General features: G+C 42.6%; 11 protein-coding genes. All 11 read right to left on the bottom strand.

Annotated elements, in window-relative coordinates:
- Positions 1-99: 99 nt before the first annotated feature.
- Positions 100-1,563, bottom strand: a complete 1,464-nt coding sequence (locus DWW85_RS12355) for a putative DNA modification/repair radical SAM protein (protein WP_117808834.1) — start codon at positions 1,561-1,563, stop codon at positions 100-102.
- A 375-nt stretch (positions 1,564-1,938) separates the two neighbouring features.
- Positions 1,939-2,490, bottom strand: coding sequence for a hypothetical protein (locus DWW85_RS12350; RefSeq protein WP_117808816.1), 552 nt, complete (start codon positions 2,488-2,490; stop codon positions 1,939-1,941).
- A 15-nt stretch (positions 2,491-2,505) separates the two neighbouring features.
- Entirely contained in the window at positions 2,506-3,087 is a 582-nt protein-coding gene (locus DWW85_RS12345; protein ID WP_044945885.1) for a xanthine phosphoribosyltransferase, read from the bottom strand.
- 117 nt (positions 3,088-3,204) lie between these two features.
- The gene (locus tag DWW85_RS12340) at positions 3,205-3,747 is read right to left on the bottom strand and encodes a DUF308 domain-containing protein (protein WP_117808815.1); all 543 of its coding nucleotides are present in this window, start codon (positions 3,745-3,747) and stop codon (positions 3,205-3,207) included.
- A gap of 5 nt (positions 3,748-3,752) precedes the next feature.
- Entirely contained in the window at positions 3,753-5,570 is a 1,818-nt protein-coding gene (gene ftsH / locus DWW85_RS12335; protein ID WP_117808814.1) for an ATP-dependent zinc metalloprotease FtsH, read from the bottom strand.
- A gap of 268 nt (positions 5,571-5,838) precedes the next feature.
- The gene (locus tag DWW85_RS12330) at positions 5,839-6,723 is read right to left on the bottom strand and encodes a DUF3298 and DUF4163 domain-containing protein (RefSeq protein WP_181986571.1); all 885 of its coding nucleotides are present in this window, start codon (positions 6,721-6,723) and stop codon (positions 5,839-5,841) included.
- Positions 6,713-7,285, bottom strand: a complete 573-nt coding sequence (locus tag DWW85_RS12325; RefSeq protein WP_117808812.1) for a sigma-70 family RNA polymerase sigma factor — start codon at positions 7,283-7,285, stop codon at positions 6,713-6,715. The genes DWW85_RS12330 and DWW85_RS12325 overlap by 11 nt, the downstream gene beginning before the upstream one ends.
- Before the next feature lie 24 nt (positions 7,286-7,309).
- On the bottom strand, positions 7,310-8,227 hold the full coding sequence (locus DWW85_RS12320; protein WP_117808811.1) for a GDSL-type esterase/lipase family protein: 918 nt from the start codon (positions 8,225-8,227) through the stop codon (positions 7,310-7,312).
- Positions 8,228-8,488: 261 nt separating this feature from the next.
- Positions 8,489-9,889, bottom strand: a complete 1,401-nt coding sequence (locus DWW85_RS12315; protein ID WP_021944522.1) for a sodium:alanine symporter family protein — start codon at positions 9,887-9,889, stop codon at positions 8,489-8,491.
- A 101-nt stretch (positions 9,890-9,990) separates the two neighbouring features.
- Positions 9,991-11,646, bottom strand: a complete 1,656-nt coding sequence (locus DWW85_RS12310) for a Na+/H+ antiporter NhaC family protein (RefSeq protein ID WP_330584347.1) — start codon at positions 11,644-11,646, stop codon at positions 9,991-9,993.
- Positions 11,643-11,851: hypothetical protein (locus DWW85_RS12810; RefSeq protein ID WP_207660249.1), on the bottom strand; the 209-nt coding region annotated here is incomplete at its 5' end. The genes DWW85_RS12310 and DWW85_RS12810, both read right to left, overlap by 4 nt.

Genomic DNA, 11,851 nt, shown 5'->3' with positions numbered 1-11,851 from the left:
TCTCCCATCTATATCCTCATCTATCTATAAAATCTATCCTGACAATATTTCTTCATACAATCGTCTATTCTTAAATAGGATTTTACATTTATCCACAAATCAATTCGGAACTCCAAATACCCCCTGAGCATCAAAGAAGGATAACTGCTTATATTCTTCTTCCTTATGCTCTACCTGCCAGTTCTCTTTCGCATGTTCTCCAACCAGTTGTCTGGTAATATACTGCTCCTCGATCGGTATCTTATACATCATCCGTCCTCCACAGGTAATAAAATAATGCGCCCGTTTCAATACCACTCCCATCTTCTTCAGATGGTCAAATTCCAGATGTCCGTATCGTCTCGCCTTTACGATCCTGCCTGCTGATTTCGGTCCTATCCCCGGCACCCTAAGCAGCGTATCATAAGAAGCTGTCTGTACTTCGATCGGGAACTGTTCCAGATGCCGGATCGCCCAGTCGCATTTCGGATCCATGCGGACATTAAAATTCGGTCGCTCCTCCGACAACAATTCATCTGCCTGAAATCCGTAAAACCGCAGCAGCCAGTCTGCCTGATACAGCCGGTGTTCTCTCAGAAGCGGAACCGGAGTCTCAAGCGCCGGAAGTGCCGAATCCTCATTTACCGGAATATAGGCGGAATAAAAGACACGTTTCAGATCATAGTTCTGGTATAACTTCTGCGTCGTCTGAACCAGCGTATAGTCGCTCTCATCGGATGCCCCAATGATCATCTGTGTACTCTGACCTGCCGGTGCAAATGCCCGTGGCTTCCATGTATCCTGAGTTGCCGGAGCAAAGGAAGCAGCTTTCTTCCAAAGAGAGCCGCCTCTATTACTCTGTGCTCCGGTCAGCCGTAACTGTTCTTTCCCGAATATACTTCCCGGCAGGTAACGATTCCCCAGACTGCGTTCCATTCTTGCATCTTTCCCTATCAGGGTTCTCGTCTCTGCGATCGTATCACGCACCTTCCCCATAGGAGTCATGATCGTCTGGAAGCTCTTATTCGGAGCAAGCTTCTTCAGGCTCTCCGCAGTCGGCAGCTCCAGATTCACACTGATGCGGTCGGCCAGAAATCCGGCAGCCGCAAGCAATTCATCCGGCGCACCCGGAATCGTCTTTACATGTATATATCCGTTGAACCTGTATTTTGTACGAAGGAGCTGTAAGGTTATACAGATCTGCTCCATCGTGTATGCCGGATCACGGATCACACCGGAGCTTAAAAACAGCCCTTCTATATAATTCCTTTTATAAAATTCGATCGTCAGTTCACAGATCTCCTCCGGCGTAAAAGTGGCACGCTTGACATCATTCGATACTCGGTTCACACAATACTTGCAGTCATAAATACAATGATTCGTCATCAGAATCTTGAGCAGAGAGATACAGCGCCCGTCTGATGCAAAGCTGTGACAGATTCCGCAGGATCGTGCATTTCCGAGCATTCCTTCCTTTCCTTTTCGATCCACACCGCTGGATGTACATGCCACATCATACTTCGCCGCATCCGCCAGTATATGTAATTTTTCCTGTATAGTTTTATTCGCTTGTATTTCGAACATATGTTTATTATAAGAACTTACGTTCGATTTTTCAAGTGGAAATTTTTGTTTTTTTACATACGAAAAAGGCTTCCTGAAAGGATCCATGCAGCTAAATCAAACTGGTAATTGTTTCATATTGTGAAAATGTTACAGAATTGTTACAATCCCATTGTACTCGATCGATACATTTATAAATTACAACAGGAGGATTTTATTATGTGTATTAATTATAACTGTTCAGATCTTTGGAATATGATCTGCAAGTACCTTGGTTTAGGCTGTTAATTTTAAAGCTGAAAAGCCATTGGATAAAAAAATAGCAGTATCCATTATTTCACAAGACATCTCCTTGCCACATAATGATACTGCTGTTCTTTTATTTTACACTTTTAATTATTTCTTCTTATTCTTCAAGTCTGTCACCAGAATCATTGCTGCGCCGGCTACCATAACGATCGCGCCGATCAGCAGGAAGACGGTTCCATAGCCAAGACTATAGACTATATCGCCATTGGCATTATTCTTGATCTGTACCAGTGTATTGACCAGATCGATCATGATCACAGCCAGAGTCAGGATCGCTGTAAGTAACGTCCATTTTCTTGCATTTTTAAATACCATTATAATACTTGTGATCAATGCAAAAAATATAACAAGGATTCCGTCTCCACTCAGGAAATTGACGGATTCTGTTGTTCCATCCACAGTCGCCTGAACGAACGGCTGGAAGTTTGCCCATATCAGAAGCATCGCCATAAGTCCGATCAGAACTCTTCCGATTGCGACAGGTTTCGGTGTCTCCATCTTCTCATTTGCTACATTTGAAAACCGTTTGGAGATTCCGCCATAGGTCTTACTGTAATCCATAATGGATAAATCTTTCTCTCTGTGCTCTCCACTGCCGGAGGTTGTCTGCACAGAATCTTTCTCATTCTGTTCTGCCATAAAAAACTCCTTTAATTACTGCTCCCGGAAAATGATATTTCCTGTCGCTGCATCCATCTCGTCTACAATTGCAAGGGATTCCAGATGATATCCCAGATTCCGGATGATCTGTCCGCCGGTCTGGAAGCCTTTTTCGATTACGATACCGATTCCCGCAACATTTGCACCGGCTGATGTCACGATAGATATCAATCCCTGAAGCGCACAGCCATTTGCGAGGAAGTCATCAATGATCAGAACATTGTCATCCGGATTCAAGAATTTCTTTGACACGATAACCTGATTCTTACATTTGTGGGTAAAGGATTCTACCTCTGCCACATATACTTCACCTTCTATATTGATGCTTTTTGATTTCTTCGCAAAGATAACAGGCACATCAAACTGTCGCGCTGCCACACATGCGATCCCGATTCCGGATGCCTCAATCGTGAGGATCTTATTGATCGGCGTTCCTTCAAAACGCTTCTTAAATTCTTCACCGATCTGGTCAAATAACCGGATGTCCATCTGGTGATTCAAAAAGCTGTCAACCTTTAATACATTTCCTTCTTTTACAATTCCGTCTTTTACAATTCTTTCTTCTAAGAAATTCAACTGTAGTTCCTCCTTGAGATTGCTTTCGTCCTTAACAAACAATTAGTACAATCATACATCATTTCTCGACGAGATTCTACTGGAAATGTATTTTTTTATGATTCGGATTATTTACGCCTACCAGTCTGATCCCATTTTGCTGAGTGCTGATGCAATACTATCAATTCCAAGCACGATCAGATACAGTCCGATCAGATAACCGAATGCGACAACTGCCATAATCGGTTCTATCAGAAGCATAACTCCGATCACGATACCGATGATATTCAACAACAGGGATACAAGTCCAAAGCTGTTACCTGCAAAATACCGTACAGTGCTGATATGGGACAGTCTGGATATACTGTGCATAATGATCCAGAGTGCAAAGAGCCAGATCACTAACCGTTGTGCGGCTCCCGGACAGAGGATCAGCATCATACCAAGCAGGGTACTTAAGATGCCGGAGGTCAGGGATACTGTCGGTACAACTCCCATATGCCGCTCCATCTTTACATAGAATATAATATCTGCTATACCGCTGACTGCTGCCACGATTCCGTAACAGATGACAATACTGTTCAACATACTTTCAGGACGGATCATCGTAAAGATGCCAAGTATAGTGAGTATAATTCCAAGTATCAGCTCCATCCAGCCAAATCCTGTTCGTTTCCTCATAATTCTCACCTCTTATCCTGTAAAATGCTCATAAATTCGTCTCCTGTGATCGTCTCTCTCTCATATAAAAAGGCTGCCAGTTCATCCAGCTTTTCCCGGTTCTCCTCTAAGATCTTACGTGCTTTTTCATGCTGAACCTTCACCAGTTCTACAACCTTGCGGTCGATCTCCCTCTGGGTTTCCGGTGAACAGGTAAGGGATGTATCCCCACCAAGATACTGATTATTTCTCGCTTCCATCGCAACCATATCAAAGTCACCATTCATTCCATACTGGGTGATCATTGCCCGTGCGATCTTCGTTGCCTGCTCGATATCATTCGATGCTCCGGTCGTAACCTCACCGAATACCACTTCCTCTGCTGCACGTCCACCGGTAAAGGTTGCAATCTTATTTTCCAGTTCTTCTTTTGTCAGCAGATATCTGTCTCCCTGCTCCACCTGCATGGTATAGCCGAGCGCACCTGAAGTTCTCGGAATGATCGTGATCTTCTGTACCGGTGCTGAGTGCGACTGCATGGCCGCTACGAGCGCATGTCCGATCTCATGATAGGCAACCACATGCTTTTCTTTATCTGATAAAACAGCATTCTTCTTCTGATATCCTGCGATAACTACTTCTACACTTTCTTCAAGATCTGCTTCTGTAACGATCGTTCTGCCTGCCCGTACTGTTCGAAGAGCTGCTTCATTTACGATATTTGCCAACTCTGCACCGGAAGCTCCTGCTGCCATTCTTGCGATCGTATGGAAATCCACATCATCCGAAACCTTGATCTTTCTGGCATGTACCTGAAGGATTGCTTCCCTTCCTTTCAGATCAGGAAGTTCAACCGGGACTCTACGGTCGAATCGACCCGGACGGGTAAGTGCAGGATCAAGCGATTCCGGTCGGTTTGTTGCCGCCAGAATGATAACGCCGTTGTTTCCTTCAAAACCATCCATCTCAGTCAGGAGCTGATTCAATGTCTGTTCTCTTTCATCATTTCCTCCGATCTGTCCGTCACGTTTCTTACCAATTGCATCGATCTCATCGATAAATACGATACATGGGGCTTTCTCCTTTGCCTGCTTGAACAGATCTCTGACCTTGGAGGCACCCATACCTACAAACATTTCTACAAATTCCGAACCGGACATCGAGAAGAACGGTACATTGGACTCTCCCGCAACTGCTTTTGCAAGCATTGTTTTACCGGTTCCCGGAGGACCTACTAACAGGACACCCTTTGGCATCGAAGCACCGACATCCGTATATTTCGCAGGGTTGTGCAGATAATCAACGATCTCTGCCAGATTCTCTTTTGCTTCATCCTCTCCTGCGACATCCGAGAAACGGATACCATTTGTCGACTGCACATATACCTTGGCATTGCTCTTGCCCATTCCAAAGGACATCGCATTCTTACCGCCCGCCTGTTCGATCAGCTTCTTACTGAAATACTGGCCCAGTCCGATGAATATAATAATCGGAAGAAGAAATCTCAACAGGAAATTCCAGACCGGTGATACCGTTTCATCAACATTCTTTGAAAATACCGCTCCGGCATCGTATAACCGTTCCGTCAGTCCCGGATCATCCATAGCTCCGGTCTTATAGTATGTGTTCTTATCCTTGTCTGTGAAGATGATCTCGGAATCATCCACCTCTACTTCGCCAATATTTTTCTCATTGATCATCTTCATAAATGTTCCGTAATCTACTTCCTTGACCTGTATCTTCATCAGAAGCGGATAAATAAACATATTAAAAACCAGAAGAACGACCAGCACGATCCCATAATAGAAGATCAACGGCTTCTTGGGTGATTTTACTTCTTTCATATGTCTCCTCTCTTTCCGGCAGGTACCTGTAATTTCTACATATATGTACTGCCTTTTCCTGTATTATTTCTGAGTTTCGCAAATTATCGCAGCAATCATCGCTAACCTGTGTTGACACAGCTTTTGGTATTGCTTATGCAGGAAAAGCTATTAGCACTCGCTATATAAGAGTGCTAAGTTTCTTTTAGAACAATATAGCCAGAAAAAAAGGAAATGTCAATCTCTTTTATAAAGATTTCACACTTCCTTTACAGCTTTTTATTTTATATTATTTTGATACATCAATTATAAATTCCGGCGTTCCCATTGCTCCTGCACCCAGCTCATATTTATTAAAAAATACCACAACCTGATCCTTGTCATTGATATAAAACTGTGTATCTTCATTGATCAGACCTTCCAGATCTAAATCTTCCCAGAGATAGAATTTCTTTTCGTCATCCCAGGTATTGATCTGCTTCTGAACCTCATCGGCTATGATCTTCTTATAATTGCTGCCAAACCATTCTTTTAATGTAATATCCTTTCCTGTATCCAGATCGATGTTATAATAGAACATCTGGTAATAACCGGTTGCCCGGGTCTCATTTTCACTGATCACAAAGGATACATAATGTTCATCCAGACATTTGACCTCATAGTCAATAACGATATCATATGGGATAAAGTTCTTCGGATCTCCCCCGGTTAATATATAAGCGTTATACTCTTCTTCCGCACGCTTCTTACTTGCTTCCACTTCCTGGTTGATCATCTTTGCTATCTCACGATTCACACGCTTTTCCAGTTCGGAATTTCCGGTATTATTCAACTGCGGAACTTTCACATTTACATATTTGGCTTCATCCGCATATTCATATTCCCGGAAGGTAAATACCTGACACACAGGACCGATAAACGGCGTATCTGCTGCTGCCTTTGCAAACGTCGGAGATACATTCAGCAGAACCACAAATATCAAAAACATTGCAGCTACGGCCTCTCCTGCATAACGCAGTATATGTTTCTTCCGTCTCGTATATATATTAACAGGCTTCTGATCCGACATCCCTGTGCTCTCTGTCGTCAGCCCTTCTTCTATCGCATCCTGAACTATGGAATTCAATTGTTCCGGGATTTTTATATTTTCATATTCCTCTTTATTAAACTTCATCATAAACCTCCAAATCCAGCTTTAAGAGTTTCAAAGCCTTATACAACCTTGATTTTACTGTGTTGATATTATCTCCTGTAACCTCTGCGATCTTGTCAAATGGCATATCTTCAAAAAAACGCAGAAGAACGACTGTTTTCAATTTTGCCGGAAGCCGATCCATAGAATGATACAGATCGACATATTCCTCCTGCTTTCCCGTTCTGTCTGTACTGTCTTCAAGTGAATCATCCTCCTGCAGATAGACAACCTTTTTTTGTCTTCGCAAAGCCATCAGACATTCATTGATCAGTATACGATACGCCCATGTTTCAAAGTATTCCGGACTTTTTACCTGGCTCCGGTTCTGCAGTATCTTAACGACCGCATCATGAACCGCATCTAAAGCATCCTGTTCATTCTTCATATAGCCAAATGCCATCCGATAAAACTTCTCCTGATTATCCTCAATAAATCGTATCACCACAGTTGACCGGATTCCCGTATCTTGTGATTCCTGCTTTTTATAACCGGCACGTTCATTCTGATATTTCGTTTTTCTTAAAATACTACGCTCATTCACGTTCTGTTCCCTCTGTTAATATTTTTATTTATCCAGTGTATGTTCCTCCAGATATGTAAGCCATTTTTCACAATATTTCTTATTCAGATGAATTCCATCTGTGGCCGCATCATCCGGCAGAACTCCATCTGTTGATACCGCTTCCTGCACATTCACAAATGTAGCACCTTCATCCGCTGCAAGCTGCTCTAATCGTTTATTATATTCCGCGATCTTATCATTTCTGACATATCCGCCGGAATCCGATACCGCTTTACTTACCGGAAGTACCGACTGAATAAATATCTTTGCAGATGGATTTTGTGCCTTAATATCATCAATGATCTGCTTGTAATCTGAGATAAATATATCATTACTGATCCAGCCTGTCTCATTGATTCCAAACATTAAATATACACGATTATATCTTGTTCTGGCAAGTGCCTCCATCACTGACCGGTCTTCATCGTCCTGATGGATTACTTTTGCGGTATATGCGCTTGCAACAGTTAATCCCTTGTGTACATATGCGGTTGTCTGTATACCGGTTTGTAACACGAAGCCTTCCGTTCTGGAATCTCCGACAAATACCGCATCCGAAAAATCATTTGATTTGTCATCGCTCTTTAAATCCATGTTTTTTACTGATCCTGTTGTAGTATCATCGCCCCGGCCTGTCAGCAATGTCTCTTTCACATTACCGGTTCCGGAACTCTCTGTCGTACTTGTTTCTGTCGTACTTACCTCTGTTGTCACAGGCTCCTGCGTTGATCCTTCTACAATCGGTCTGTCTTTCGCCATATGTATGAACCGAATACTGATGCAGAACGCAAACAGAAGCATTGCTGCTGCCGTTCCACGCATAAATATCTGCTGTCTTCTTCTCCTTCTCTTTCTCTTTTGCTGCATTAAAAACATCTTTCTTCTTTTTTGTAATCTGACTCTATTCCCATTCTGACGCATTATCCGTTCCTCCTTATCTATCTCAAAAGTATTTCTTACTTTGTTTTCTATTATTTAGATGTTTAAGGATGAGAAAAAGTTGATACAAATTTATATTTTTTGAAAAAATTTTGATTTGACGAACTTTCGATCTGAAGTTCCTTGCTTTATACAATAAAACCTTCCATAAAGTAAAAAAACATCCAATCGGTTAACGACATATTCATATCTGTTATCCGATTAGATGTTTTTTGTTTATCTATTATTTATCTGTTATTTTTATTATGCTTCTTCCCTTGCTTCCGGATCAAAATGCTCCCTGACCAGCTTCACAACTACACCGGAAAGCAAGAATACTGCGATCAGGTTTGGTATCGCCATCAGACCATTGAAAGTCTCTGCAATACTCCAGAGCAATCCAAGATCTAAGGTTGCACCAACGATAGCAACCAGTGAATAAACAAACATAAACGGCTTATTTACCTTTGTTCCGAACAGGAACTCGATACACCTCGCACCATATAATCCCCAACCAATAATAGTTGAAAATGCGAAACAGCACATTGCCACAGCTGTAAAAAGTGATACCCAGTTGCCATATGTAGCAGTAAACCCACTGATCGTAAGCTCAGCGCCCGCTGCCTGTCCATATGTGATCGGCACTTCGCTGCAAAGTATAACCAATGCAGTCAGGGTACAGATAACTATAGTATCTACGAATACTTCAAAGATTCCAAAGAATCCCTGTTTTACCGGCTTTCTTGTATCTGCACATGCATGTGCGATTGAACCTGTACCAAGCCCGGCCTCATTTGAAAAGATACCTCTTGATACACCCTTCTTCATGCTCATGAAAAAGCTTCCAACAACACCACCGGTTACTGACGCCGGTGAAAATGCGCCTTCCACAATCTCTTTAAATACTGCCGGCACATGATTGATATTTAAAATTACGACTCCAAGCGCAAGCACCACATAGAACAGCGCCATAAATGGTACCAGCTTCTCTGTTACCTGTCCGATTCTCTTAATCCCGCCAAGCAGGATCAATGCAAGCAGGACTGCGAGCACAATACCGATGACCAGATTTATGTTTGATACGGAATCCTTTGAAATAATTCCATAATTAAATAATGCAGAATCGATCGCTGTCGTGATCGTGTTTACCTGTGTGGCATTTCCTGTACCGAACACTGTGATCACACCAAATGCCGCAAACAGATATGCAAGCCAGTGCCAGTGTTTCTTCAGACCATTCTTAATGTAATACATCGGTCCGCCGACAAATTCGCCCTTATCATTCTTCTCCCGGAAATGAACGGCAAGTGTTACTTCTGAAAACTTTGTACACATACCAAGAAGTGCGGATATCCACATCCAGAAGACGGCACCCGGTCCACCGATAGCGATTGCTCCGGCAACGCCTGCTATATTTCCTGTCCCGACCGTAGCCGCAAGCGCGGTACACACCGCCTGAAACGGTGTCATGGCTCCATCAGCAGCCTGCTTCTTTCGAAACATTCGCCCGATCGTAACTTTCATCGCATATGGGAATTTCCGGATCTGCAGAAACCGGGTTCGGAAGCTTAACACCAGACCGACACCAATAATACAGATCATGGCAGGGACTCCCCATATAAAGTTATTGACTACATTGTTGATTGATTCAATTGTTTCTAACATATTTTACTACTAATTTCCTTTACTATAATCTGGCAGGTTTTTCGAATTCAGATCGTACGCCCTTAAATATGTCCATGCGTTTCGGTGAAAATATCCGAAATCTAAATCTCTTCACGTCCGGTTTTTGCACGAATAAGCATTAGAATTACAAATAACAGCACGATGCAAACCGGAAGCGCAAGCCATGAAAGTGCGGCAAGCTTTGCAGCCTGAAGAATTCCGATCAACAGATATCCAACCATACATACAGCAGCTACAACAAGTGCATATGGAAGCTGTGTAGATACATGGTTTACATGCTCACAATGTCCCCCGGCAGATGCCATGATCGTTGTATCTGAGATCGGGGAGCAGTGGTCACCGCATACCGCACCTGCCAGACAGGATGCGATAGAGATTACCATCATCTGTCCGGATGGGAATACGCCGATCACGATCGGGATCAGAATACTGAAAGTTCCCCATGACGTTCCGGTGGCAAATGCAAGTAAGGCTGCAACAATGAATATGATCATCGGCAGGAAGCCTTGCATGGAACCGGCAGAACTGGATACCAGATCAGCTACATATACCTTTGCGCCGAGGAGATTCGTCATACCGGAAAGTGTCCACGCCATTGTAAGGATCAGGATCGGTGCGATCATTGATTTGAAACCTTCCGGTATACATTCCGTAAATTCCCGGAAGGATAAGGTATCACGCAGCATGAAATAAATAAACGTAAATACCAGTGTAACAGCACCACCAAGCACCAGACCAACCGATGCGGATGAATTTGCGAATGCATCTACAAATGATGTTCCGCTAAAGAAACCACCTGTATATACCATTGCAATGATACAGCTTATGATCAGCACAACAACCGGCAGGATCAGATCCAGCACATGTGCATTTTCTTTTAAAATTTCTTCTTCATTATCTTCATATGGTCTTCCCGGAGTTGTGAACAGATCCCCTGCGATCGCATTTATTTCATGTCTCTTCATCGGACCGAAATCAACACGAAGAATGGTTACTCCAAGTACCATGACTAACGTAAGAAGCGCATACAGATTATATGGAATTGTCTGGATAAATACTGCAAATCCGTTAATTCCGGCATCTTCCGGTACGGATGATGTAACAGCGGCAGCCCATGAACTGATCGGTGCTATGATACACACCGGTGCTGCTGTAGCATCAATAATATAAGATAATTTGGCTCTTGATACTTTATGACGATCTGTTACAGGACGAAGGACACTGCCTACAGTCAGGCAATTAAAATAATCGTCTACAAAGATCAGGATTCCAAGAACCATAACGGATAATTGTGCACCAATCCTTGTCTTAATGTGTTTTGATGCCCATTTCCCAAATGCCGCAGAACCTCCGGCTTTATTTAACAGGGATACCAGAATACCAAGCATAACAAGAAATACCAGAATACCCGCATTTCCTGAATCTGAAAGCTTCGCGATCATACCGCCATTTTCATTAAACAGCATGGTATTGATACCTAACTCCAGATTGAAATTCGAATATAATAATCCACCTGTGATAATACCTGCAAGCAATGAGGTATAAACCTCCTTTGTGATCAGTGCCAGACCAATCGCAATAACCGGTGGAAGCAGAGATAATATCGTTGCATAGGTCTTACATTGATAATTCTCCGGATCTGCGATCTCCCCCGGTGTTTTACCGGTTACCACCATGAGTACGATTATGATCGCAATGAATATAAGCATCGCTATCTGTTTTCTTTTGATCTTCAATTTCTCTCCTCCAAAATTTTCTTTTGTTTTTTATGCCCTATGATAAGCATTCTGCTACATTCGTTTCCATAAAGGCACACTACTTTTCCAGTATAAAGTGCTATCCCTGAGAAATCAAGTTTTACCTGACATTTTAAAAGGGTATTTTGTAGGATTACAATACATGTGTTACAACTGAATATAAAAAAAGCAGAGAAGCTTCTTT

This window comes from Clostridium sp. AF17-21AC (genome assembly GCF_003461365.1).
Lineage (GTDB): Bacteria > Bacillota > Clostridia > Lachnospirales > Lachnospiraceae > Coprococcus > Coprococcus ammoniilyticus.
This window is presented reverse-complemented; position numbering and strand designations above follow the sequence as displayed.